Source organism: Erwinia sp. HDF1-3R (genome assembly GCF_039621855.1).
Lineage (GTDB): Bacteria > Pseudomonadota > Gammaproteobacteria > Enterobacterales > Enterobacteriaceae > Erwinia.
Map to the genome: position 1 here is coordinate 2,723,511 of NZ_CP155071.1, position 24,774 is coordinate 2,748,284.

General features: G+C 55.5%; 26 protein-coding genes. 13 read left to right on the top strand and 13 right to left on the bottom strand.

All coding sequences use genetic code 11. The features are described 5' to 3' along the window. Window positions 1-2: 2 nt before the first annotated feature. From AAGR22_RS12470 to AAGR22_RS12485, 4 genes are all read left to right on the top strand, one after another. A complete protein-coding gene (locus AAGR22_RS12470; RefSeq protein WP_345827794.1) occupies window positions 3-509 on the top strand; it encodes a phage tail protein in 507 nt (168 codons plus the stop codon). Then, complete coding sequence (locus AAGR22_RS12475) at window positions 506-1,657, top strand: phage late control D family protein (protein WP_345827795.1); 1,152 nt, start codon at window positions 506-508, stop codon at window positions 1,655-1,657. Before AAGR22_RS12470 ends, AAGR22_RS12475 begins: the two co-directional genes overlap by 4 nt. Before the next feature lie 81 nt (window positions 1,658-1,738). Continuing rightward, entirely contained in the window at window positions 1,739-1,957 is a 219-nt protein-coding gene (locus AAGR22_RS12480) for a DNA-binding transcriptional regulator (protein WP_103058276.1), read from the top strand. 105 nt (window positions 1,958-2,062) lie between these two features. After that, window positions 2,063-3,139: a tyrosine-type recombinase/integrase gene (locus AAGR22_RS12485; RefSeq protein ID WP_345827798.1), complete on the top strand. Its 1,077-nt coding sequence runs from the start codon at window positions 2,063-2,065 to the stop codon at window positions 3,137-3,139. Between the two features lie 400 nt (window positions 3,140-3,539). Here AAGR22_RS12485 and AAGR22_RS12490 read toward each other — a convergent pair whose 3' ends face one another. The 3 genes from AAGR22_RS12490 to yobA are packed head-to-tail and all read right to left on the bottom strand — an operon-like array spanning window position 3,540 to window position 5,174. Continuing rightward, the gene (locus AAGR22_RS12490) at window positions 3,540-3,878 is read right to left on the bottom strand and encodes a YebY family protein (RefSeq protein ID WP_067701190.1); all 339 of its coding nucleotides are present in this window, start codon (window positions 3,876-3,878) and stop codon (window positions 3,540-3,542) included. A 56-nt stretch (window positions 3,879-3,934) separates the two neighbouring features. Then, window positions 3,935-4,810, bottom strand: coding sequence for a copper homeostasis membrane protein CopD (gene copD / locus AAGR22_RS12495; RefSeq protein ID WP_345827800.1), 876 nt, complete (start codon window positions 4,808-4,810; stop codon window positions 3,935-3,937). A 1-nt stretch (window position 4,811) separates the two neighbouring features. Beyond that, window positions 4,812-5,174: a CopC domain-containing protein YobA gene (gene yobA / locus AAGR22_RS12500; protein WP_345827802.1), complete on the bottom strand. Its 363-nt coding sequence runs from the start codon at window positions 5,172-5,174 to the stop codon at window positions 4,812-4,814. Between the two features lie 163 nt (window positions 5,175-5,337). Between yobA and AAGR22_RS12505 the strand changes: the two genes are divergently transcribed. The 3 genes from AAGR22_RS12505 (at window position 5,338) to exoX (ending at window position 7,086) form a co-directional block, all read left to right on the top strand. Further along, window positions 5,338-5,568 carry a DNA polymerase III subunit theta gene (locus AAGR22_RS12505; protein WP_067701181.1) on the top strand — a complete coding sequence of 77 codons (231 nt, stop codon included), beginning with the start codon at window positions 5,338-5,340 and terminating at the stop codon, window positions 5,566-5,568. A gap of 84 nt (window positions 5,569-5,652) precedes the next feature. Beyond that, window positions 5,653-6,396: a carbon-nitrogen hydrolase family protein gene (locus AAGR22_RS12510; protein ID WP_345827805.1), complete on the top strand. Its 744-nt coding sequence runs from the start codon at window positions 5,653-5,655 to the stop codon at window positions 6,394-6,396. A 27-nt stretch (window positions 6,397-6,423) separates the two neighbouring features. Continuing rightward, a complete protein-coding gene (exoX, locus tag AAGR22_RS12515; RefSeq protein WP_345827806.1) occupies window positions 6,424-7,086 on the top strand; it encodes an exodeoxyribonuclease X in 663 nt (220 codons plus the stop codon). Here exoX and AAGR22_RS12520 read toward each other — a convergent pair. Further along, window positions 7,083-9,149, bottom strand: coding sequence for a prolyl oligopeptidase family serine peptidase (locus tag AAGR22_RS12520; protein WP_345827808.1), 2,067 nt, complete (start codon window positions 9,147-9,149; stop codon window positions 7,083-7,085). The two genes, exoX and AAGR22_RS12520, sit on opposite strands and share 4 nt — an antisense overlap. A 220-nt stretch (window positions 9,150-9,369) precedes the next feature. On the opposite strand from AAGR22_RS12520, the gene AAGR22_RS12525 reads away from it, so the two are divergent. Next, the gene (locus AAGR22_RS12525) at window positions 9,370-10,197 is read left to right on the top strand and encodes a sugar phosphate isomerase/epimerase family protein (RefSeq protein WP_345827810.1); all 828 of its coding nucleotides are present in this window, start codon (window positions 9,370-9,372) and stop codon (window positions 10,195-10,197) included. 134 nt (window positions 10,198-10,331) lie between these two features. Here the strand turns inward: AAGR22_RS12525 and AAGR22_RS12530 are convergent, their stop codons facing one another. Beyond that, window positions 10,332-10,757 carry a YebG family protein gene (locus tag AAGR22_RS12530; protein ID WP_345827812.1) on the bottom strand — a complete coding sequence of 142 codons (426 nt, stop codon included), beginning with the start codon at window positions 10,755-10,757 and terminating at the stop codon, window positions 10,332-10,334. Window positions 10,758-10,895: 138 nt separating this feature from the next. On the opposite strand from AAGR22_RS12530, the gene purT reads away from it, so the two are divergent. After that, complete coding sequence (gene purT / locus AAGR22_RS12535) at window positions 10,896-12,074, top strand: formate-dependent phosphoribosylglycinamide formyltransferase (RefSeq protein WP_345827814.1); 1,179 nt, start codon at window positions 10,896-10,898, stop codon at window positions 12,072-12,074. A 129-nt stretch (window positions 12,075-12,203) separates the two neighbouring features. On the opposite strand, the gene zwf is transcribed toward purT, so the two are convergent. Next, entirely contained in the window at window positions 12,204-13,679 is a 1,476-nt protein-coding gene (gene zwf / locus AAGR22_RS12540) for a glucose-6-phosphate dehydrogenase (RefSeq protein ID WP_067701163.1), read from the bottom strand. A gap of 382 nt (window positions 13,680-14,061) precedes the next feature. On the opposite strand from zwf, the gene AAGR22_RS12545 reads away from it, so the two are divergent. Both AAGR22_RS12545 and pyk read left to right on the top strand, forming a co-directional pair. Beyond that, window positions 14,062-14,922 (top strand): MurR/RpiR family transcriptional regulator, encoded by an 861-nt coding sequence (locus AAGR22_RS12545; RefSeq protein WP_067701161.1) that lies wholly within the window; start codon window positions 14,062-14,064, stop codon window positions 14,920-14,922. 111 nt (window positions 14,923-15,033) lie between these two features. Then, on the top strand, window positions 15,034-16,476 hold the full coding sequence (pyk, locus tag AAGR22_RS12550; RefSeq protein ID WP_067701157.1) for a pyruvate kinase: 1,443 nt from the start codon (window positions 15,034-15,036) through the stop codon (window positions 16,474-16,476). A gap of 92 nt (window positions 16,477-16,568) precedes the next feature. Here pyk and lpxM read toward each other — a convergent pair whose 3' ends face one another. The 3 genes from lpxM to znuA all read right to left on the bottom strand — a co-directional run bounded on the left by lpxM (window position 16,569) and on the right by znuA (window position 19,953). After that, window positions 16,569-17,537 carry a lauroyl-Kdo(2)-lipid IV(A) myristoyltransferase gene (gene lpxM / locus AAGR22_RS12555; protein ID WP_067701156.1) on the bottom strand — a complete coding sequence of 323 codons (969 nt, stop codon included), beginning with the start codon at window positions 17,535-17,537 and terminating at the stop codon, window positions 16,569-16,571. 129 nt (window positions 17,538-17,666) lie between these two features. Then, complete coding sequence (mepM, locus tag AAGR22_RS12560) at window positions 17,667-18,992, bottom strand: murein DD-endopeptidase MepM (RefSeq protein WP_345827819.1); 1,326 nt, start codon at window positions 18,990-18,992, stop codon at window positions 17,667-17,669. Between the two features lie 13 nt (window positions 18,993-19,005). Continuing rightward, entirely contained in the window at window positions 19,006-19,953 is a 948-nt protein-coding gene (gene znuA, locus AAGR22_RS12565) for a zinc ABC transporter substrate-binding protein ZnuA (protein ID WP_067701150.1), read from the bottom strand. Window positions 19,954-20,030: 77 nt separating this feature from the next. On the opposite strand from znuA, the gene znuC reads away from it, so the two are divergent. Both znuC and znuB read left to right on the top strand, forming a co-directional pair. Further along, window positions 20,031-20,783: a zinc ABC transporter ATP-binding protein ZnuC gene (znuC, locus tag AAGR22_RS12570; RefSeq protein ID WP_067701147.1), complete on the top strand. Its 753-nt coding sequence runs from the start codon at window positions 20,031-20,033 to the stop codon at window positions 20,781-20,783. Continuing rightward, window positions 20,780-21,565 carry a zinc ABC transporter permease subunit ZnuB gene (gene znuB / locus AAGR22_RS12575; RefSeq protein ID WP_067701144.1) on the top strand — a complete coding sequence of 262 codons (786 nt, stop codon included), beginning with the start codon at window positions 20,780-20,782 and terminating at the stop codon, window positions 21,563-21,565. Before znuC ends, znuB begins: the two co-directional genes overlap by 4 nt. Window positions 21,566-21,725: 160 nt before the next feature. Here the strand turns inward: znuB and ruvB are convergent, their stop codons facing one another. From ruvB to AAGR22_RS12595, 4 genes are all read right to left on the bottom strand, one after another. Then, the gene (gene ruvB / locus AAGR22_RS12580; RefSeq protein ID WP_345827822.1) at window positions 21,726-22,730 is read right to left on the bottom strand and encodes a Holliday junction branch migration DNA helicase RuvB; all 1,005 of its coding nucleotides are present in this window, start codon (window positions 22,728-22,730) and stop codon (window positions 21,726-21,728) included. An 8-nt stretch (window positions 22,731-22,738) separates the two neighbouring features. Next, window positions 22,739-23,356, bottom strand: coding sequence for a Holliday junction branch migration protein RuvA (ruvA, locus tag AAGR22_RS12585; RefSeq protein WP_067701137.1), 618 nt, complete (start codon window positions 23,354-23,356; stop codon window positions 22,739-22,741). 87 nt (window positions 23,357-23,443) lie between these two features. Next, entirely contained in the window at window positions 23,444-23,968 is a 525-nt protein-coding gene (gene ruvC / locus AAGR22_RS12590; protein ID WP_067701134.1) for a crossover junction endodeoxyribonuclease RuvC, read from the bottom strand. Between the two features lie 43 nt (window positions 23,969-24,011). Further along, complete coding sequence (locus tag AAGR22_RS12595; RefSeq protein ID WP_345827825.1) at window positions 24,012-24,755, bottom strand: YebC/PmpR family DNA-binding transcriptional regulator; 744 nt, start codon at window positions 24,753-24,755, stop codon at window positions 24,012-24,014. Window positions 24,756-24,774: the final 19 nt, after the last annotated feature.

Genomic DNA, 24,774 nt, shown 5'->3' on the forward strand with positions numbered 1-24,774 from the left:
TCATGATGATGGTATTTGGCATGATGGTGTTTATGCGTCAGACCCTACCCTATCAGGAAATGCAGCGCAGGGTTAATTACCGCTGGCCCTCTAACAGCCGCGTTGGCCTGCGCCCATCTTCGCAGTTTATTGGCGTTGGTGATGAAAAAATAACGTTGTCGGGAGAGCTACGCCCTGAAATTACCGGCGGCACGGTTTCCCTTCTGGTCTTAAAGGTAATGGCTGATGAGGGGCGGGCATGGCCCCTAATTGGCGGGAACGGCACGATTTACGGCATGTATGTGGTCGAGGACTTTTCAGAGACTCACCGTGATTTCTTTTCGGATGGCTTAGCCAGGAACATCAGCTTTACCGTCAATCTGAAGCGGGTTGATGAATCGCTTATCTCAATGTTTGGGGATCTGAAAAAGCAGGCTGACGGGCTGATTAGCGGTGTTGGCAATCTGCAGAGCCAGATTAATTCTGCAGCCAGCAGCGCGCTGTCAGGGCTGGGAGGGATTCTCGGATGATAACCGGTTTACCTGTAGGGGCTGGCGCTCAACTGACCCCTGATTTCCTGCTGACTATTGGCAATCAAGATATAACGGCAAATATCCGGCCTCGCCTGATCTCACTCTCACTGACGGATAATCGGGGATTTGAAGCCGATCAGCTTGATATTGAACTGGATGATGCGGACGGCCAAATGCAGCTACCGGCTCGGGGGGCGGTCATAACTCTGGCGCTTGGCTGGGAAAGCTCGGCGCTGATCGGTAAAGGCAGTTTTACCGTTGATGAGGTGGAGCACCACGGCGCACCCGATACGCTGACCATCAGGGCGCGGAGCGTGGATTTTCGCGGCACGCTTAACTCCCGTCGTGAAAACTCTTATCACGATATTACCCTGGGCGAAATTGTCAGCCAGATTGCAGAACGCAATCAGCTCAAGGCGACGGTTGCTGACGGGCTGGCGAAAATCAAAATCAGCCATATCGATCAGACTCAGGAAAATGATGCGAAATTCCTGACCCGACTTGCAACGCTGAACGGTGCGGTTGCCGCCATTAAGGCGGGTAAACTGCTTTTTATCAAGCCGGGAAACGGATTAACTGCCAGCGGCAAGCCCATCCCTCAAATGACTATAACGCGTCAGGACGGCGACCGGCACAGTTTCAGCATTGCAGATCGCGGGGCTTATACGGGCGTAACTGCAAGCTGGCTGCATACGAAAGATCCAAAGCCAAAAAAGGTGAAGCTGCAGAGAAAGAAAAAAGAGCAGCACCTGCGTGCGCTGCAACATCCAAAGGCAGTTAAATCCAAAGCCGCTTCAACAAAAGTGCCTGAAGCAAAAGAGGGAGATTATCTGGCAGGGTCTGAGGATAATGTCTTTGCCATTACCACTGTTTACAGCACTAAAGCGGCGGCAATGCGGGCAGCACAGGCTAAGTGGGAAAAGTTGCAGCGCGGCGTTGCGGAGTTTTCGATAACCCTGGCCATGGGCCGCGCGGACCTATACCCGGAAACGCCTGTTGCAGTGAGGGGGTTCAAATCGGTGATCGATGCGCAGCCGTGGATAATCAGCAAGGTGATTCATAACTTAGGGGATAATGGCTACACAACGAGTCTTGAATTTGAGGTGCTTTTGTCGAACGTAGAATATGAAGAGGAAGATTCTTAAACTATAAATTGCAAACACAAACTTGATTATGCAAAATGCGCTTAATCCCGTTGCGCTTAATACATTCAGGTTGGTGAACACATGATGCATTGCCCTTTGTGCCAGAACGCTTCTCATGCCAGATCTAGCCGTTACATCTCAAAAGAGACAAAAGAACGGTATCATCAATGTCAAAATATTAACTGCGGCTGCACTTTTAAATCACATGAAAGCATTGCAGGTATCATCATGCACCCAGGACAAGTAACCAAAGCACCACCCCACCCTGAGCGTGGCCAATCGCAATTACCCTGGCTTTAAACTATCCCGCTTCGGCGGGTTTTTCATGTATGAATTCTGAAAAACAAACATTGAATACTGTATTTACATACAGTATTTTTATGTTTTTTACACTCAGGTTTTATCATGGCTATCAGAAAACAATCAGACGGCAAATGGCTTTGCGATTTCTATCCAAATGGCCGTGAGGGTAAGCGCATCAGAAAGAGCTTCAAGACTCGCGCTGAGGCAATAGCATTTGAACGTTATCAGGTCGAGGAGTCCAAAGCTAAACCCTGGCTTGGCGAGAAAGAAGATCGCCGTAAACTCAGCGAACTTATAACCCTGTGGTACAAATTACATGGCTGCTCTCTGGGTGATAAAAAAGGCCGGCTCGGCAAGCTCAATATAATTTGTAGGGGATTGGGTGATCCAGTTGCAACCACCATCACCGCAAAGGATTGGGCGCATTACAGAGAAAGGCGTCTAAGCGGCCAGATTGAGAACGGCTATAAAACCAGTGAGAAATCTCTCAAGGTCAAAGTGGGTACGGTAAATCGTGAGCATTGTTTTTTACGTGCAGTCTTTAACGAACTGGAACGCCTGGGTGAGATCACCTACCCTAACCCGCTCAAAAATATTCGTGAGTTTGACGAACCTGAAAAGGAAATGTCCTGGCTCACGGACGCGCAGATATTACGACTCCTCGCAGCTTGTGATTTACACGGCAACCCCGAATTAACCCTCATAGTCAGAATCTGCTTATCCACTGGCGCACGCTGGAGCGAAGCTGCTGGACTCAAGGCAAGTCAGATATCCCCGAATAAAATCACCTTCATAAATACCAAGGGTAAGAAAAACCGTACGGTTCCAATAGGGGACCAGCTTTATAACGATCTTAAAGATAAAGAAGGCTCTTTTTTTTCTGAATGCTATCGCCAGTTCTACCGGGTTATTCGCCTTGCCGCGATAGAGTTGCCAGAGGGTCAGATGAGCCACGTCTTACGCCACAGCTTCGCCAGTCACTTTATGATGGCCGGTGGCAACATTGTCGTTCTACAACGCATCCTCGGGCACTCAGATATCCGCGTAACTATGCGTTACGCTCACTTCGCTCCTGACCATTTGGAGGAAGCTGTTACCAATAATCCATTGGCGAAAATCACAGGTAAAAATGACTACAAAGTGTCTACAGAGGTTCCTACAGGGGGTAACACGGTATAACAGCAGGGTGTCTAACTGATTGATTTAACACTAAGTTACTGTTTTTAAATACATTAAAAAAAAAGACCGAAGACGATTCCTGTCTTCGGTCCAGGGAAATGGCTCTTTTAACGGAGCCTTGCGCTAAAAGTTGGCATTAATGCAGGCTATGTCGCCTTGCACTTTAAAAGGTAGTACAGGCGCGGGGATAATCCAGCCAGTTGTAAACCGAGCATAAAGAAGATGTTCGCTTTGTGATCGTAACGGAACAATTGCAAATGGATCTGAAAAAGGGGCGGGAAAAACAGTTAACGCGCTGGCATAAAGTGAAAACCCGATACCAGCGCCGTCTGAGTGCGTTATATAGATTTCTAAATAGCTGTTACAAAGCGTTATTTCGTCACAAAGCCTTTAATCGTATTTAATCACAGAGCTTCTGGGCGCGATCGATAATCGGCTGCAGACTTTTCTTCTGGCCCGGATGCTGCGGGTCGTCAATCTGGATAACGCTAATCGGCTGGCCTTTAGCGCTGCCACTTTTTACCAGCGCCTCGGCTTTGTCATTGAGCGGATACTGCATCAGCGTGCTGGGGTTGATGGCGAACAGCGCGTTGCCCTTAGTGCAGGTCAGCATCACTTCTTCACGATCGAACATCCATTTGTCTTTGCCGACCTGGAAACGACTGACGGTAATAATCTCTGCCGCCATCGCACTGGAACAAAAACTCAACGCAATCATCAGACTGGCTAACTTCTTCATGGTGGTTCAATTCCTCTTAAGAAAACATCTGCCGCGCAGACGGTAGAAAATGATAATCAGGCGGGTTCAAGCGTGGCAAACAGGCTTACCAGCAGAAGCACCATGGCCGCCAGCAGCAGTTCAGCCAGCGTCGCCTGTATAAACCGGCGCTGGCCCTGCTCCCCGCTGTGCTGGAAGCGTGGGACCAGCCAGTAGCGATTAAACAGCGCGATGCCGCACATTAGTCCCACCAGCGCAATTTTTAGCAGCAGCAGCCGGCTGTAGAGTTGAAAATGGCCCGGCGGCCAGCCGAGCAGCAGCCACGCGTTAACCACCCCACTCAGCAGCACCAGCGCCACGGCAAGATGCCCATAGCGTGAGAAGCGCATCAGCGTATGGATCGCGTCATTGCGGGCGGGCTGTCGCACATCCGCCATCAGCAGCAGTACCGGCAGCAGCCCGCCCGCCCAGAAGGCAGCGGAAATCAAATGCACGGCGTGATTACTGCGCTGTAAAAACCCGAGCGCGCCGTCCAGCATGGCGGCGTGGCCAGTAAATGCCAGACCGGCAAGCTGTCCAATACCACTTAGCAGCAGCAGGCACTGTTGCCCCCTGCCCTTTAGCCCCAGCGCTGCGACACCGACCACGCCGGCGATAAGCTGCCACTGCCAGGCCACGCCAAAGCGGGTTTGCAGCACCAGGCGCCAGACGTCGACATTGCTCACGTCCTGCCAGCCGTTGCCCATCATGCCGGTTTGAATCACCAGCAGTAGCACCGCCGTTAGCAGCGAGGCGATAGCGCCTGACTTAAGCAGTGGAGAGAGTCGCACCGACATATGCGCCCTGAATTGGGCGGGCGCCAGGAAGACAGTAAAGGCGCTGGCGCCGGTTAGCGTGAGCAGCGCCATAAAGTGCAGCCAGCGGCACAGCACCCAGCACAGGCTGACAGACATATTACTTCACGCTAAAGGTGTAGTTCCCATTGGTTTTGTGCCCGTCAACCGACAGCACGTGCCAGTTGACCTGGTACTGGCCGCCTGGCAGTGGCTGCTTCAGGGGGACAATCAGCTGGTTGTGCTGTTTTGGCGCGCGTTCGGCCTTTTCCAGCGGCACGGCCTGCTGGCTGGCATTGAGCACGTCTACGCCGCTAAAGGCGGGTTCGATATCCTCAGAGAAGGTCAGCGTCAGGGCCTGCGGAGAAGCCTCTACGTTGGCGTTCGCTGCCGGATACTGGCTTTTCAGGTGGGCATGAGCAGAAGCCTGCTGCGAGAACGCGGCCGCGAGTGCCAGCGTAAAAACCATTGAGAACTTACGCATAATCATCCTATTATCCTTTGCCTGGCAACCTGTTGGCTGCGCTAAGGCCGAAAGAATACTCCGCTTAAAATAAGGTGTCGAGCCGATAAGGGCGATTCCCGCCGTGAGGCTTGCGAAAGTCGCGCAACTGCTTTACTTTTGGCGCGGATATCAGGAGATCCCCATGAAATACAATCTGGCTGAAGTGTCCCAGGAAGAGAAAGATAAGGTTAACGTGGACCTTGCCGCCGCAGGTGTGGCCTTTAAAGAGCGGTATAATATGCCGGTCATTGCTGAAATGGTTGAGCGCGAACAGCCAGAAGCGCTGCGTGACTGGTTTCGTCAGCGACTGGTGCAGTACCGGCAGGCATCGCTCAGCCTTTCCCGTCTGCCCTATGAACCCAAACTAAAATAGCGTTAAATTTATGGCTTCCCCGCTTGTTTTTCCCGGTCGCTTCGGTTGATATAGCGCTTCATCACAGCCCCAGCAGGAAAGCCTATGTCCGTGTGGAGTATTGCCGCTGCACAGTCAGGATCGCGTCCCGGTCAAACCGAGTGGAACATTTCGCGCCATCTTGAATTTATACATCAGGCCGCCCGACTTAACGTCGACGTCCTGATCTTCCCTGAACTCTCTCTCACTGGCTACGAGTTAGCGCTGGCAGCAACCCTGGCGATGTCGCTGGACGATCCCCGCCTGCAGGTTTTTGCCGATGCGGCCAGCCAATACCACATGACGATTATCGTCGGCCTGCCGCTCAGGGACGAAAATCGTACGCTGCTTGCCGCCATCACTTTTTTACCGGAAGGAACACGCATCGCCTACGGTAAGCGCAATCTGTTTGGCGATGAGAAGCAGATATTTCAGATCGGTGAGAGCATCCCCCTGTTCGGTTATCCCCGGCATCAGGTGGCGATGGCAATCTGTGCCGACATCAGCGTGGAGGCCTTCGCCCGCGAGGCGGCACAGCGCGGGGCAAATTTATATGCCACCGGGGTGCTGGTCTCTAAGCAGGGCTACCAGAAGGACTGTGACTTTCTTGCCCGCTGGTCGCGCGAATACAAAATGGCGGTCTTAATGGCTAACCACGCCCTGCCCACTGGTGGCTACCAGAGCGCCGGTCAGAGTGCGCTGTGGGATGAAACCGGACAACAGATTGTGCTGGGGGGCAGCGGCGAAGAGCTGGTCATTGCCCGCAGACAGGGTAAAGATTGGCAAGGCGAAGTGCATTCTGTAGGCTAACGGTCAGATTTTCAAAAGGGACGCATTATGCTGCGCGTAATAGATACTGAAACCTGTGGATTGCAGGGCGGGATTGTTGAAATAGCCTCCGTGGATGTGGTGGGTGGAACCATTATCAATCCCATGAGCGATTTGGTGTGTCCGGATCGCCCCATCGGCCGCCAGGCGATGGCGATTCATCGCATTACGGAAGCGATGGTTGCCGATAAACCACCCATTGAGCAGGTTATCAGCCGCTATCACGGCAGCGCGTTTTACGTAGCGCATAACGCCAGCTTTGACCGCAGAATGCTGCCGGAGATGCACGGAGAATGGATTTGCACCATGACGCTGGCACGCGGCCTGTGGCCGGGGCGTAAGTATGGTAATCAGGCACTGCGCGAATCGTTGCAGCTGGAGGTGGAGACGCCGCCGGGCCTGCATGCCCACCGGGCGCTGTATGACTGCTATGTAACGGCGGCACTGCTGATCCGCATCATGGATTTTTCCGGCTGGGATGAGGCGGAACTGGTTCGCCGGATGAACGTTCGCGGCTCCAGCAGCACCTTCCCTTTTGGCAAATATCGCGGCAGTAAAATCGACGAGGTGGCAAAGCGCGACCCCGGCTATCTTAAATGGATGCTGAAAAACATCCCCGACCTGAAGCCCGACCTTCGCGGTGCGATGGAACGGGCGTTGTCAGCAGACTAGTGTGCATTACCCGCGCTGAGCGTCTCCTGCGCCAGCGCAATGATAAAGGCATACTCCATTGCCACCCCTTCATAAGATTTGAACCTGCCTGATTTCCCGCCGTGTCCGGCATCCATATCCGTGCACAGCAGCAGCAGGTTGTCATCCGTTTTCAGCTCGCGCAGCTTCGCCACCCATTTAGCAGGCTCCCAGTACTGAACCTGTGAGTCGTGCAGACCGGTGGTCACCAGCATATGCGGATAGGCCTGACGGCTAACGCAGTCGTAGGGGCTGTACTGAGATATGTAGCGATAGTACTGCTCCTCCGCTGGGTTGCCCCACTCGTCATATTCACCGGTGGTGAGCGGAATGGACTCGTCCAGCATGGTGGTGACGACATCGACAAAAGGGACCTGCGCCACAACGCCGTGGAAACGGTCCGGCACCATATTGATAACGGCCCCCATCAGCAGGCCACCCGCGCTACCGCCCATGGCATAGAGCTTTTGTGGATCGCCATAGCCGCGTTCCACCAGCGCGTTGGTGACATCAATAAAGTCGTGGAAGGTATTCAACTTATTCAGTAGCCGGCCATCGTCATACCACTGCTGCCCCAATTCGCCGCCGCCGCGAACATGCGCCAGTACAAACACAAAGCCGCGATCGAGCAGGCTCAGGCGGCTGGCGCTAAAGTCGGCATCCATACTGCTGCCGTAGGAGCCATAGCCATAAACCAGCATCGGGTTTTTACCGGGACGGAAATGCTCCCGGTGGTAGACCAGCGAAACCGGCACCTCCACGCCGTCGCGCCCCTTGATCCACTGGTGCTCGCTTTTATAGTGGCTGGCATCGAACCCTTTCACTTCAGCCTGCTTAAGCACCCGACGCTCGCCGCTGTCCATGTCCATCTCAAACAGGGTGTCTGGCGTGGTCATCGAGGAGTAGCCGTAGCGCAGCCTGTTAGTCTCGGGGTTGGGGTTGTAGGCCAGCCAGGTCACATAGGCCGGATCGTCATAGGCGATACCAAAGGACTCGCCGCTTTTCCTGTCGATCTGCCGCAGGCTGGTTAGGCCGCGCTGCCGCTCTTCCACCACCAGCCAGTCGCGAAACAGGCTGAAATCCTCCAGCACAATGTGTTCGCGTGCGGGGATCAGCGTTTCCCAGCTATTTTCACGGAAGTGATCGGTGCGGTAGAGCCCGAAGTTTTTTCCTTCACGATTCGACCGCACATAGAAGTGATGCTGATAATGGTCGAGGGTATATTCGTGATCTTTGCGGCGCGGGCTGAACACCTGAGGTGCGGTGTCCGCATATTCGGCATCCAGCAGCAGAATTTCACTGGTGGTACTACTGTTCAGCGCAATAAGGATAAAGTGCTCGGAGGTGGTCTTATGCACGCTGACGTAAAACGTGTCATCTTTCTCTTCATACACCAGCTCATCTTCCTGCTGCGGGGTGCCCAGCCTGTGTCGCCATACCTGCCAGGGCAGCAGGGTTTGCTTGTCCTTCAGGACATAGTAAAGCGTCGTGCTGTCGTTGGCCCAGACAAAGCTTGATGACACATTTTCCAGCACTTCATCGTACCAGTGCCCCGTTTCCAGATTGCAGAAGCGAATGCCGTACTGGCGGCGGGAAAGAAAGTCTTCAGCCAGCGCCATAATGGTGTTGTCCGGAGAAATACCCAGCCCGCCCAGCGTGTAAAATTCACTGCGTGCGGCGCGGTGGTTACCGTCTATCAACGTCTGCCATACGTCGGGCGCATCAGTATTTTCAGGCTGGCGGGTATAGATAGCGTACTCATTCCCCTCTTCATAGCGGCGCTGGTAGCGGTAGCCGTTTTTGATATAGGGCACCGAGCGATCGCGCTGTGGAATGCGATCGACAATTTCTTTTAACAGCCGGTCCTGAAGCGCCTGCTGCGACTGCATCACCGCCCTGCCGTAATCATTTTCGGCATGAAGATAGTCCAGCACGTCGGGATCGTCACGCTGGTCATCGCGCAGCCAGTAATAATTATCTGTTCGCGTATCGCCATGCAGCGTCATCTCGAAAGGTTTTTTTCTGGCTATCGGTGGTGTTTTCATCACATCTGTCCCGCTCACTAAAACATATGCACTAAGGGTGGCATGTTGCTGCGATGAATGCCAGGTAACGATAAAGTGTGATCTGAAGCACGTTCTGAAGCGATGACTATACTCATTACTCTGCCAGCAACCTCAGACCCTCGCCAGGGCGATATCAGGCAGATGTGAGGCCTGACGACGGCCCGCAGATTTTACTGCACATTTTTAAAAGGGAGCAGATATGCGCTTTAGTAATAACCCACTGTTTATCAACACCGTTTTGCTGGGTGGCACGCCTGAAGAGAAGCTGATTGCTGCGTCTAAAGCTGGCTTTCAGCAGGTTGAGCTTTGGCGTCAGGACGTGGAAAACGCGAAAGGCAATGCACAGGACGTAGGGACGTTTACCCGGGAACAAAAACTTTCTCTGACGGATTACCAGGTGCTGCTGGATTTTGACGGTGCGCCGGATGGCGAGCGTGAAGATAAGCGTAAGCTGGCCCTTAAGATGCTGGATACGGCCGTAAGCCTGGGCGCAACCACGCTACTCACCCCGGCATCTACGCATCATGCCTGCGTGGCCCATCGGGAAGAAGATGACCTGCGCTGGCTGGTGAAGGAGGCAGATAAACGTGGGCTGCGCGTGGCGTTTGAAGCGATGGCGTGGAGCACGCATATCAATACCACCGTTCAGGCATGGCAGATGGTGCAGCGAATCAATGCGCCCAACCTCGGGCTGGTCGTCGATGCGTTTCATATCTTTGCCCGCAACCGTACCATTGCCGATCTTGCGGGGATCCCGATGGAAAAGATTTTCCTCGTCCAGCTTTCAGATCTTAGCACCCTACCCGGGCAGGACCAGCTGATAGATACCGCCCGCCACAGCCGACTGCTGCCTGGCCAGGGAAATTTCCCGCTCTACACGCTGCTGGACTACCTGGAAACTCAGGGTTATGCAGGCCCGCTTGGACTGGAGGTCTTTAACGACAGCTACCACCAGCAGGCTCCTGATGAAGTTGCGAAAGAGGCGATGCACGCCCTGAAACGCTGTATTGCCCAGCGGGGCCAGTAAAACCCGCTCAGCCCGGCGGGTCGCGTAACCGCTTAGGGTAGCATAACGGCTGCAAACCCCTTCCTATGCCGGTTGGTTCGCCGCACGACCTCGTATGATTATTCGCCCCGGCCTGCCGCTGGGGCGACTGACCGTTATGCCGCTTTTGGCGTACGGGCAGACTTACGTTTGCTCGCGTTAGCGGATGCACCCTCAGCGGTTTCTTCATCCAATTCATCCGCGGATGCCTGCACGTCTGTAGGCTGCTGCTCACTCACTTCAACAGGGTCAGCGCTATCAGCCTCTGCGCGGGCAGAAGCGTGATTCGCCTCTGCTTTTGCCCCTTCCGGCATTTTGCTGGTCTTCACAATATGCTGTACGGCATCCTTGTTCTCTGCCAGGAACAGGCCAAAGGCTTCACGCTGCTGCTCATCAAGCGCCACCGGCCCTTCACTCAGCCAGTCGCTGAAGACTTCAGCCATATCAAGCATTTTATCGTAGGCGTCCGCGTCTTTTTTACTGGCGAATGTCATCTTTTCCTCACCTTTTCTAACGACAACGTATTTTATCTCAACAGCCATTCCGCTCACCTCATTTAACTGTATTTTTATACAGTATAGCAGCAGGCTTTTTTTAGCTCAAGCCCGGAAAAGCAGATGAATACGCAAACGTTTTCGTTTATACTGCGCGCGTTTTTTTCCTCCAATCAGGTAGCAACTATGACCACTCTCGGAACCGCGCTGCGCCCTGCCGCAACCCGCGTAATGCTGTTAGGATCAGGTGAACTGGGTAAGGAAGTCGCGCTGGAATGCCAGCGTCTTGGCGTCGAGGTGATTGCCGTCGATCGCTATGCCGATGCGCCCGCAATGCACGTGGCCCATCGTAGCCATGTGATCAATATGCTGGACGGCGAGGCGCTAAAATCACTCGTTGCGCTGGAGCGCCCTGACTATATCGTGCCGGAAATTGAAGCCATCGCCACGGATATGCTGGTTGAGCTGGAGAAACAGGGTCAGCATGTGGTGCCAACCGCCCGCGCGGCGCGTCTGACGATGAATCGTGAAGGTATTCGTCGCCTGGCTGCGGAAGAGCTCAGCTTACCCACCTCTTCCTATCGTTTTGCCGACAGTGAAGCCGCTTTTTTGCAGGCCGCCGATGAAATTGGCTTCCCGTGCATCATTAAGCCGGTAATGAGCTCATCGGGTAAAGGTCAGAGTTTTATCCGCGATGCCTCACAATTGAGCGCTGCCTGGCAGTATGCTCAACAGGGTGGACGGGCGGGTGCCGGACGCGTCATCGTGGAGGGCGTGGTTAAGTTCGATTTTGAAATCACCCTTTTGACCGTGAGCGCGGTTGACGGCATCCATTTTTGCGCCCCCATTGGCCACCGTCAGGAAGACGGCGACTACCGTGAGTCCTGGCAGCCGCAGCAGATGAGCGATCTGGCCTTGCAGCGCGCGCAGCAGATAGCCGAAAAAGTGGTTAGCGCCCTTGGCGGCCACGGCCTGTTTGGCGTGGAGCTGTTTGTGTGCGGCGATGAGGTGGTATTCAGCGAAGTGTCACCGCGGCCACACGATACCGGCATGGTGACGTTGATTTCTCAGGATCTCTCCGAATTTGCCCTGCACGTTCGCGCCTTCCTCGGCCTGCCGATTGGCGGGATCCGCCAGTATGGCTGCGCGGCCTCTGCGGTGATCCTTCCCGAGCTGGAGAGCGATAATGTGCGGTTTGCAAATCTCGGCGCGGTACTGGGGGCCGGTTTGCAGATCCGCCTGTTCGGTAAGCCTGAGATTCAGGGTAAGCGCAGGCTGGGCGTCGCGCTGGCGACGGGTCAGGATTGCGACGATGCCGTTCAGCGCGCTGTCGCCTGTGCGGCAGGCATTAAGGTTAGCGGCTGATACATCGAACAGATTCCGGCGGCGCAGGGCAGTCCCTGATAGCCGTTGGTGGAGCCAGTCGGATAGCCCCCATAAAGGGCCTGCCCCGTAAAACTCGCGCAGCGTGCCATGACGCTGCGCGAAGAGGCGCTACTCGAACTCGTTCCAGGAGCGTCCGTCGCGGGTGATCATCGCGACAGAAGCAACGGGCCCCCAGGTTCCTGCCTGATACGGCTTAGGTGCTTCTTTATCGGCTGCCCATGCGTCCATGATGGAGTCAACCCATTTCCAGGCCTCTTCCACCTCATCACGGCGCACGAACAGCGCCTGAATACCCCGCATGGTTTCCAGTAACAGCCGCTCATAGGCATCTGCCAGGTGCGACTGGTTAAAGGTTTCCGAGAAGCTCAGGTCCAGCTTGGTGGTTTGCAGGTTATGCTTATGATCAAGCCCTGGCACCTTGTTGAGGATCTGAATATCCACGCCCTCATCGGGCTGCAAACGGATGGTCAGCTTGTTCTGCGGCAGCTCCTGCCAGGACTCTTTGAACAGGTTCAGCGCGGGGTTTTTAAAATAGACCACCACTTCAGAGCACTTGGTCGGCAGACGCTTACCGGTACGCAGGTAGAAAGGCACGCCTGCCCAGCGCCAGTCGTCGATATCCACGCGGATAGAAACGAAGGTTTCGGTGCTGCTGGATTTGTTAGCATCCTCTTCTTCCAGGTAGCCAGGCACTTTTTTGCCCTGCACAAAGCCGGAGGTATACTGGCCCCGCACGGTTTTCTCACGCACGTTAGTATGATCGATGCGGCGCAGCGAGCGCAGAACTTTCACTTTCTCGTCACGAATGCGGTCAGCCGAGAGATCGGCCGGCGGCGACATGGCAATCATCGTCAGAACCTGTAGCAGGTGGTTCTGGATCATATCCCGCATCTGGCCAGCTTTGTCGAAATAGCCCCAGCGCCCTTCTATTCCCACTTCCTCCGCCACGGTGATCTGCACGTGATCGATGGTGCGGTTGTCCCAGTTAGACGCGAACAGCGAGTTGGCAAAGCGCAGCGCCAGCAGGTTTAAAACCGTCTCTTTGCCCAGGTAGTGGTCAATACGGAACACCTGGTTTTCCTCGAAATATTCGCCAACCTGGTCGTTAATTTCGCGTGAGGTATCCAGCGACGTCCCCAGCGGTTTTTCCATTACTACGCGAGCGGGCTGGGCGTTGAGCTTCGCGGTGCCCAGGCCTTTACAAATCGCCCCAAAGGTACTTGGCGGCATGGCGAAGTAGTTGATGGTGACGCGGTTTTTCTGGTCGAGCATTTTACCCAGTTTAGGAAAATGCGAAGAGTCATTAACGTCGAGGTTGCAGAAGTCCAGACGATTGCTGAGCTTGTCCCACAGCGCCTCGTCAATCTTCTCCTTCATGAAGGTTTCAAGCGCTTCGCGAACCACCTTGGTATAAGCGGCCTTATCCCAGTCAGCGCGACCCACGCCAATAATGCGCGACTCCTCGTGGATCTGGCCGGCTTTTTCCAGCTGATACAGGGAAGGCAATAGTTTCCGGCGCGCGAGATCGCCTTTGGCACCGAAAATAACCAGATCGCATGCCTGAGCCGTTTGTGTAACCGCCATTATAATCTCCTCGTTGCAGGACGAGCCTGACCTGCTGATTCCATAAACATCCAGGCTCTTATTATCATTCTCTTTCAATACAATGTACTGCTTTTGGCCGGTCCACGTAAACCTGACCGCTCTGTAACAGCACAGAGTATGCCATTTAAGCCGATTATATCGACGATACCGCCCTCAGGTCGGTTAGTTCATTCGTTCTTTTCAACGGTTTTGTGTCTGATGTCCGCGCTAAAAATACGATGTAGCTCAAACTCTGACAAAATAAACTGCGATTGCCGTCTCAATGCTGCCGCTGCCTGTTTAGCCCATTGTATATTCTCTACAAATTGACATCGATTTCTCCTTTGAATGAAATCGTCAGAAAAGATGAGCGAAGCACGCCATGAATATGCTGGAAAAAATTCAGGTCACTCTCCTCCACCTGAGCAAATCCGAACGTAAGGTCGCGGAGGTGATTCTGGCCGCCCCGGAATCGGCCATCCATGTCAGTATTGCCCTGCTGGCCCGCGAGGCGGCGGTAAGTGAACCGACTGTGAACCGCTTTTGTCACAGAATGGGTACCAAAGGCTTTCCCGACTTCAAACTGGTACTGGCGCAAAGCCTGGCGAACGGTACCCCCTATGTCAGCCGGCATGTCGAAGAACATGATAGCGCCGGAGCGTATCTGCAAAAGATTTTTGAATCGGCCATGGCCGGTCTCGACAGAGCGAAAAACAGCCTTGACGCCGTGGCCGTCAATCGCGCCGTCGACCTGCTTACGCAGTCGAAAAAGATCGCCTTTTTTGGTCTTGGCGCGTCCGCCGCCGTGGCTCACGATGCCATGAATAAATTTTTCCGCTTCAATGTACCGGTGATCTATTCCGATGATATTGTGATGCAGCGCATGTGCTGCATTAACAGTGCGGAAGGCGACGTGATTGTGCTTATCTCGCACACCGGGCGTACTAAAAATTTAGTCGAACTGGCGCAGCTTGCGCGGGAAAATGATGCTACCGCGCTGGCTATTACCTCGCCGGGGTCGCCCTTAGCGCTGGCAGCCACGCTGGCACTGACGCTGGACGTGCCGGAGGACACCGACATCTATATGCCGATGGTCTCCAGGCTGGCACAGCTCACGGTGGTGGACGTGCTGGCAACGGGGTTTACGCTGCGTCGGGGAGCCAGTTTTCGTGATAACCTCAAACGGGTAAAGTCGGCGCTAAAAGAGTCACGTTTTGAAAAAGAGCCGCTCACGCCGGGTTAACCGCCCGAAGAGGCACAGAGGTTAATCATCCGTGGCCCGCCCGATAACAAGCGCTCACCTTTACCGGGGTTGCTGCTGCAACACCCCCTTATAACGTCAATGGAGTTATACATGTCAAGACGTCTCAGAAGAACCAAGATCGTTACCACGCTGGGTCCCGCTACCGATCGCGATAATAACCTCGAAAAAGTCATCGCCGCGGGTGCCAACGTTGTCCGTCTGAACTTCTCGCATGGTACGGCTGAAGATCATCTTCTCCGGGCGAATAAAGTGCGTGAAATCGCCGCGAAGCTGGGGCGTCATGTGGCGATCCTCGGCGACCTGCAGGGGCCAAAAATTCGCGTCTCCACCTTCAAAGAGGGCAAGGTGTTCCTGAGCATTGGCGATCGCTTCCTGCTCGACGCCAGCCTGGGGAAAGGTGAAGGCGACAGCGAGAAGGTGGGTATCGACTATAAAGGTCTGCCCGCCGACGTCGTGCCGGGGGATATTCTGCTACTGGACGACGGCCGCGTGCAGCTTAAAGTGCGCGAGGTCCAGGGCATGAAGGTCTTTACCGAAGTGACGGTGGGCGGCCCCCTTTCCAATAACAAGGGGATCAATAAGCTGGGCGGCGGCCTGTCAGCGGAAGCCCTCACCGAAAAAGACAAAGCGGACATCCTGACCGCGGCCAAAATCGGCTGTGACTACCTGGCCGTCTCCTTCCCGCGCTGTGGTGAAGACCTCAACTATGCCCGCCGCCTGGCGCGTGATGCCGGTTGTGATGCAAAAATCGTCTCCAAAGTGGAGCGTGCCGAAGCCGTTGCCAGCCAGGAGGCGATGGACGATATCATTCTGGCCTCTGACGTGGTGATGGTTGCCCGTGGCGATTTAGGGGTAGAAATCGGCGATCCCGAGCTGGTCGGTATCCAGAAAGCCCTGATCCGCCGCGCCCGTCAGCTTAACCGCTCGGTGATTACCGCCACCCAGATGATGGAGTCGATGATCACCAACCCGATGCCGACCCGCGCAGAGGTAATGGATGTGGCCAACGCCGTGCTTGATGGCACCGATGCGGTGATGCTCTCCGCCGAAACGGCTGCCGGACAGTATCCGGCGGAAACCGTCTCCGCAATGGCAAAAGTGTGCCTGGGGGCGGAAAAGATCCCGAGCATCAACGTGTCCAAACACCGGCTCGACGTGCAGTTTGATAATATTGAAGAAGCCATCGCCATGTCGGCGATGTATGCCGCTAACCATCTCCAGGGCGTTACGGCCATTATCACCATGACCGAGTCGGGGCGTACCGCGCTGATGACCTCACGCATTACCTCCGGCCTGCCGATATTCGCCATGTCCCGCCATGAACGCACGCTGAATCTGACCGCACTGTATCGCGGCGTGACGCCGGTGTTTTTCGACAGTGACAAGGATGGCGTCGCCGCAGCGCATGACGCCACCGACCTGCTGCGCGATAAGGGCTTTCTGATGTCCGGGGATCTGGTGATTATTACCCAGGGCGACGTGATGAGCACGACCGGTACCACCAATACCAGCCGTGTGCTGCGCGTGGAGTAGCGGCGCGATAGCCTCAGGCGATGTCGTGCAGCTTTAACCCGCACGGCGCTGGAGACGATTAAGGGCGGAATTTCCGCCCTTTTTACTGCGCACTACTTAGGATAGAGGTCCTTACGCCGGTAAGGTTCGATATCCCCCTCTTTACGCGTTTTCAGCAGCTTGAGGATCCAGGTGTACTGCTCGGGATGCGGGCGTACGAACACTTCCACCTCTTCGTTCATCCTCCGGGCCAGCGTGGTATCGTCGGCCTCCAGCAGGTCATCCATCGGTGGCCGCAGCAGGACGTCCAGCTGGTGCGTTTTGCTGTTATAAACCGGAAACAGCGGCACCACTCTGGCACGGCATACCTTCATCAGCCGCCCTACGGCAGGCAGCGTCGCCTTGTAGGTGGCAAAGAAATCGACAAACTCACTGTGTTCAGCACCGTGATCCTGATCGGGCAGATAGTAGCCCCAGTATCCCTGACGGACCGAGCTGATAAAGGGTTTGATGCCGTCATTACGGGCATGCATTCTGCCACCAAAGCGACGGCGGATCGCGTTCCAGACGTAGTCCATCAGCGGATTGCGCTGGTTATGGAACATCGCCGCCATTTTCTGCCCTTCCGAGGCCAGCACCATAGCCGGAATATCGACCGCCCAGCCGTGCGGGACAAGGAAAATCACGTTCTCCCCCGCATCGCGACAGCTGTCAATGATTTCGCGGTTATGCCACTTAATGCGCGGACGGGTATGCGCAGGACGCAACGCCAGCTCTGCCATCATCACCATTGACTGTGGTGCAGTGGCGAACATATCGTCGATGATTTTTTCCCTTTCTGCTTCAGGAAGCTCAGGCAGGCAGTAATACAGATTAATCTGTGCCCGACGTCGTGCGCTTTTCGCAAATTTTCCCGCCAGCCGCCCCAGCGCGCCCAGCAGCGGATCGCGAAGGCGGGCTGGCACCCAGGCCAGTCCGGCACAGCAGCCAATCGCCAGCCAGTTGCCCCAGTAGCGCGGCATCAGAAAGGATTTCTGAAAAACGGGGATAAATTCAATGCTGCTTTTTTTGCTCTTTTCCATGCACTCGCCTCAAACAATAACCGGCCTATGATAGTGCCGACGGGCGATAATGCAATGCCCCATCATTTTACGGATAAAACGAAAAAGCAGGCGGGAGCATCCCGTCGGCTTAAGAAAAATCCGCTAAGCCTATTTGAAGCGCAGCTGCGGCATCACTTCCCGGACCTGGGCCAGATAAGCACTGCGCTCACTGCCGGTCAGGCCTTCCATCATTGGCAGCTTCGCCGTCAGTGGATTGACCGCCTGATTATTGATCCAGATTTCATAATGCAGATGGGGGCCGGTTGAGCGTCCGGTGTTGCCGGTTAAGGCGATACGATCGCCGCGCTTGACCTTCTGACCCGGCTTCACCAGCAGCGTTTTCAGGTGCATATAGCGGGTCATATACTGGCGACCGTGACGGATGGCAACGTAGTTCCCTGCCGCGCCGCTGCGCTTAGAGACGATAACTTCACCATCGCCCACCGCCAGCACTGGCGTGCCGATTGGCACCGCGAAATCAACGCCTTTATGCGGCGCAATGCGCCCCGTTACCGGGTTCAGACGACGGGGGTTATAGTTTGAGGAGATGCGATACTGTTTAACCGTAGGGAAGCGCATAAAGCCGCGGGCAAGCCCGGCGCCGCTGCGATCGTAGAACTTACCGTCATCGGCACGAATGGCATAATAATCCTTGCCGCCGCTCTCCAGGCGTACCCCTTTGAGCTGACTCTGCTGGGTCTTGCCATCCATCATCTCGCGGGATATCAATACCGAAAATTTGTCACCGTGGCGCAGCTTGCGAAAGTCCATCTGCCACTGGAGGGCTTTGATCACCGCACTGATTTCACCACTGCTCAGCCCTGCCTGTTTGGCGCTGGTGACAAAGCTGCCTTCAACCGTGCCGGAAAGTACGCTGCTTTTCCACTCGCCTTTCAGCATTTCAGAACTGACTTTAAAGGTATCGCCCGAGCGATCGTAGGTGCGGGTTTCGCGATGGGAGGCTTCCCAGGTGAGGCGCTGTAGCTGGCCGTCATCGGTCAGCGTCCAGGAAATTTGCTGGCCTACCTGTAAATTACGCAGGTCTTTATCGGCTTTAACCAGCTGAGCGATGTCGCCCATATCAATGCCGTACTGATTCAGAACGCTGCTCAGGGTATCGCCGGAGGACACGACATAGTCGTGCGTACCGGTTTCATTCTGCACGTCTTCATCTATTTCATCTTTAGGTACGTCATCTTCAGGGGCGGGCGTATCCTGATCGAGAGGTTCACTGGCCTCCGGCAGCAGCTTACGCAGCTGATTTTTATCCATCTCAATCGTTTTTACGATGGGATTTTCATCAGCGGGATGATGGACATAAGGCCGCCAGACAGAGACGGCCAGAGTAACAGCGGTAAGTGAACCCAGCATAATGCGGTGGGTTCTTGGCAATGTGTTGAACGCCATGGCGACAGCGCGGGCAATCTGCTGCACGTATTATATTCCTCTAGTCTCCTTTCAGGCAGCTCGCGTACTGGGTGGACAGCTGTGAGAGGAATTTCACATAGCTGTCTCTGCCCGGAGTGATGGCGGTGCCCAGTGGGTCCAGCGTACCAGAACGTACGTCAGTCCCGCGGGCAACGGCCTCAATCACGGCTGGCCTGAACTGTGGTTCAGCAAAGACGCAAACGGCCTTACGCTCAACCAGCTCTGTTCGTATTTGATGTAGTCGCTGCGCGCCGGGTTGGATCTCAGGGTTAACGGTAAAATGTCCCGTTTGGGTCAATCCGAAATGTTTTTCAAAGTAGCTGTAGGCATCGTGAAAAACGAAATAACCCTTTCCTTTCACCGGAGCAAGCTGAGACTGGATTTGCGAATCGGCGGTAGCCAATTCTGCCTCAAAATGCTGCAGGTTCGCGTCTAGTTTGTCTCTGCTTTGCGGCATAAGTTCCAACAATTTTGCGTGGATTGCAACCGCAGATTGCCTTGCGATTTCTGGGGACATCCACAGGTGCATATTGTACTCGCCATGATGATGAGAATGCCCCGACTCTTCATGGGCTTGTGACCCCTCTTCATGCCCGCTATCGTCATCATCGGCACCGCGAATAAGCAGGGGTTTTACCGCCGGCAGCGCGGCCAGTTCAATGGATTTCCCGGCGGGCAGTTGTCCCACCGCTTTCGGCATAAACGCCTCCATTTCCGGCCCCACCCACACCACCAAATCCGCGCTGCGCAGGCGTTTGACATCAGAAGGCCGCAGGGCATAATCATGCTCGGATGCGCCATCAGGCAGCAAAACCTGGACAGGCGTCACGCCGTCAGCAATGGCAGCAGCAATGAAGCCAAGGGGTTTAACCGAGGCGACAACCGCCGCCTGGGCAGGCAGGGTCAGCGAAGCGGCAAAAGCAAGCCCCGCAAGGGAGGCGAAGGCGGGCTTAATTTTATGTAACATAATGCGTCATTCCATCGTGAGGGGTCGATGGAATGTGATATTATAACATTCTAAAACTTCTGCAACCTGTAATCACTATGACCTCACTGATAAGTCTTGAAAAAATTTCGGTCAGCTTTGGTGCTCGTCGCGTCCTCTCCGATGTGTCGCTTACGCTTAAGCCGGGGCGTATTCTGACGCTGCTCGGCCCTAACGGGGCAGGGAAATCTACCCTGGTTCGCGTAGTGCTGGGGTTAATAAAACCCGACCAGGGTAGCATCCACCGCCCTGCCCAGCTCCGTATCGGTTACGTTCCACAAAAGATCCATCTGGATTCCACGCTACCGCTGACGGTTGAGCGCTTTATGCTGCTGCGCGGCGGTGTGCGGCGCGCGGATATCGTCCCGGCGCTTAGCCGTGTCCAGGCCGCCCAGCTGCTGAACTACCCGCTGCAAAAACTCTCTGGTGGGGAGATGCAGCGCGTACTGCTTGCCCGCGCCCTGCTTAACGATCCGCAGCTGCTGGTGCTGGATGAGCCGACTCAGGGCGTTGACGTTAATGGTCAGGTCGCCCTTTACGATCTGATAGACCAGCTGCGTCATGAGCTGAACTGCGGCGTACTGATGGTATCGCACGATCTGCATCTGGTGATGGCCAAGACCGACGAGGTGCTGTGCGTGAATCAGCATATTTGCTGCTCCGGCACGCCGGAAGCCGTGTCGCAGCATCCTGAATTTATCGCCATGTTTGGCTCTCAGGGAGCCCAGCAGCTGGCAATTTATCGCCACCATCATAACCATCGGCACGATCTCCAGGGACGTATCGTTCTACGCAGAGGAACAGGTCAGTGATTGAACTGCTTTTACCCGGCTGGCTGGCTGGAGTGTTACTGGCGCTGGCGGCTGGCCCGCTGGGGTCATTTGTGGTCTGGCGTCGTATGTCCTATTTTGGCGATACCTTGGCCCACGCCTCCCTTCTGGGCGTCGCGTTTGGCCTGTTGCTTAACGTCAGTCCGTTTTATGCGGTTATCGCGGTCACGCTGTTACTGGCGATGGTGCTGGTCTGGCTGGAGCGTCGTCCCCACCTGGCGATCGATACGCTTCTGGGCATTATGGCGCACAGCGCGCTGTCGCTGGGGCTGGTGGTGGTCAGCCTGATGTCAAACGTGCGGGTGGATTTGATGGCCTATCTGTTTGGCGATCTGCTGTCGGTGACCCCAACCGATCTCTACAGCATTGCGGCGGGCGTGGCCGTGGTGCTTACGGTACTGGCATTTAACTGGCGTTCGCTGCTGTCAATGACCATTAGCCCGGAACTGGCGCAGGTGGATGGCGTGAATATCCAGCGCAGCAAAATGGTGTTAATGCTGGTGACCGCGCTGACCATCGGCGTGGCAATGAAGTTTGTCGGCGCGCTGATCATCACGTCGCTGCTGATCATCCCGGCGGCCACCGCCCGGCGCTTTGCGCGTTCGCCGGAACAGATGGCCGGCGTTGCCGTGCTGGTGGGGATAGTGGCCGTGTCGGCGGGCCTGAGCTTCTCTGCTACCTGGGATACTCCGGCGGGGCCGTCGGTGGTTCTTGGGGCCTCACTGATGTTTTTACTCAGCATGGCGGTCAAACCCCGCGTCTGAGATAACACACAAAAAAACACCCTGCCAGCGTTATGCTGTCAGGGTGTTTTTTTTCGGTCTCATCTGACCCGGGCATGCGCGCAATACCGCTCCACGTTGATGCGCCCGACGGTCGGCCTATCGCCGTCGCGCCCTCTCTCGCACTCTCCGGAACCGGGATCTACTCTTCCCGGGTGATGCCAAAATGCTTATAAGCGTGCTGAGTTGCGATGCGCCCGCGCGGGGTGCGCTGAATAAATCCCTGCTGGATCAGATAAGGCTCCAGTACGTCTTCGATGGTTTCGCGTTCCTCACCAATTGCCGCAGCAAGGTTATCCAGCCCCACCGGACCACCGGTAAATTTGTCAATGATCGCCAGCAGCAGCTTGCGGTCCATATAGTCAAACCCCTCGGTATCGACGCTCAGCATATCCAGCGCGCGGGATGCCACCTCGCCACTCAGGCTGCCCGCGGCGCGCACCTCCGAGAAATCCCGTACGCGCCGCAGCAGTCGATTTGCGATACGCGGTGTGCCGCGGGCGCGACGGGCAATTTCCAGCGCCCCCTCCTCGCTGAGCGGCAGACCCAGGCAGGCCGCGCTGCGCGCCACGATATACTGGAGATCCTCAACGCGGTAGAACTCCAGCCGCTGCACGATGCCGAAGCGATCGCGCAGGGGTGAGGTCAGCGATCCCGCCCGCGTGGTGGCGCCAATCAGGGTGAAGGGCGGCAGATCCAGCTTGATTGAGCGCGCGGCAGGGCCTTCGCCAATCATAATATCCAGCTGGTAGTCCTCCATCGCCGGATAGAGCACCTCTTCCACAACCGGTGACAGCCGGTGGATTTCGTCAATAAACAGCACGTCGTGCGGTTCAAGGTTGGTCAGCATGGCCGCCAGATCGCCTGCCTTCTCCAGCACCGGCCCGGAGGTCGTGCGCAGGTTTACGCCCATCTCGTTGGCAACGATATTCGCCAGCGTGGTTTTACCCAGCCCCGGCGGGCCAAAAATCAGCAGGTGATCGAGCGCATCGCCGCGCATTTTGGCTGCCTGGATAAAAATCTCCATCTGCTCGCGAACGACCGGCTGGCCGATATACTCCTCAAGCAGTTTGGGGCGAATAGCCCGATCAATGACCTCTTCTTCAGTGATGGTTCCCGGCGAGACCAGGCGGTCGGCTTCAATCATGCTTTACCTCAGATAGCTGCGCGCAGGGCTTCGCGAATAAGCGTTTCGCAGTCGGCATTCGGGCGATCCACTTTTGCGATCATCCGGCTGGCTTCCTGAGGTTTATACCCCAGCGATACCAGCGCAGCAACCGCTTCACTTTCCGCATCATTGGATACTGCGGCGTTTTGCACTTCGCTGGTCAGTGCGAAAGGTGCATCAGCAGCAAACAGATCGCCATGCATACCTTTGAAGCGATCTTTCATTTCCACCACCAGCCGCTCGGCGGTTTTTTTGCCCACGCCTGGCAGTTTAACCAGTGCGGCAATCTCTTCCCGTTCTACGGCGGTCACAAACTGCTGGGCAGACATGCCGGAGAGGATAGCCAGCGCAAGCTTAGGCCCCACGCCGTTCACTTTGATCAGCTCGCGAAACAGCGCGCGCTCCTGCTTGCTGTTAAAACCAAACAGCAGCTGGGCATCTTCGCGCACCACAAAGTGGGTGAAGATCACCGCTTCGTGGTTCAGTTCGGGAAGCTCATAAAAGCAGGTCATCGGCATATGTACTTCATAGCCCACGCCGTTGGCTTCCAGCAATACCTGCGGCGGCTGCTTCTCAAGAATAATGCCTCGTAAACGACCAATCACATCTTACCCCTTATCTTTTAGGCTACCTGCTGATGAGCATCAGTGCGGGGTTATAGCATAAAAAAAGCTGGATGGATATCCAGCCTCTCAGGAACGCAGGCGACCACGCGCCAGGTTAAGCTGCCCTTCTCCCATGCGGTTAGCATTCTGGCTAACGTGACAGTGGGTGATGGCGATGGCCAGCGCATCGGCGGCATCTGCCTGGGGGTTTGCGGCCAGCTTAAGCAGCGTTCTGACCATATGCTGCACCTGGCTTTTTTCCGCGCTGCCCGTGCCGACCACGGTCTGTTTCACCTGCCGGGCGGCGTATTCAAACACCGGCAGGTCCTGATTTACCGCCGCCACGATTGCCGCACCGCGCGCCTGACCAAGCTTTAGCGCGGAGTCCGCATTCTTCGCCATAAACACCTGCTCAATAGCAAAATATTCCGGCTGGAACTGGGTAATAATCTCGCTGACGCCTGCATAAATCAGCTTCAGGCGGGTGGGTAAATCAGTCACCGAGGTGCGTATACAGCCGCTGCCCAGATAGGTCAGCTGCCGTCCGACCTGACGAATAACGCCATAGCCGGTTATGCGTGAACCTGGATCGATACCTAAAATGATCGCCATCACGCGTCTCCGGCCAGAGGGATTTTAAGTGAGTGCAACGCCATTAAAGGGTTGCCGCCACCTCATCAGAGATGTCACCGTTATGGTAGACTTCCTGCACATCGTCACAGTCTTCCAGCATATCAATCAGGCGCAGCAGTTTAGGTGCCGTTTCAGCATCCATATCGGCCTTCATTGATGGGATCATGGTGACCTCGGCGGATTCCACGGGCAGTCCCGCCGCTTCCAGCGCATCCTTCACCTCACCCAGCGACTCCCAGGCGGTGAACACGTCAATGGCACCGTCATCATAGGTCACCACATCTTCCGCACCCGCTTCCAGCGCTGCGTCCATTACGCTGTCTTCTTCCAGACCCGGCGCAAATGACACCACACCTTTACGGGTAAACAGGTAGGCGACGGAGCCGTCCGTGCCGAGGTTGCCGCCGGTTTTGGTAAACGCGTGACGCACTTCGGAAACGGTACGGTTACGGTTATCACTCAGGCACTCGACCATCACAGCCGTGCCGCCGGGGCCGTAACCTTCATAGATGATGGTTTCCATGTTGCTGTCATCTTCACCGCCCACGCCGCGCGCAATCGCACGATTCATGGTGTCGCGCGTCATGTTGTTTGACAGCGCCTTATCCATTGCCGCACGCAGGCGCGGGTTGGAGGCGGCATCGCCGCCGCCCAGCTTGGCCGCCGTGACCAGCTCGCGGATAATTTTGGTGAAAATCTTACCGCGTTTGGCATCCTGAGCCGCTTTGCGGTGTTTGGTATTTGCCCATTTACTGTGACCAGCCATTAATTCCTCTCTCCTCGAT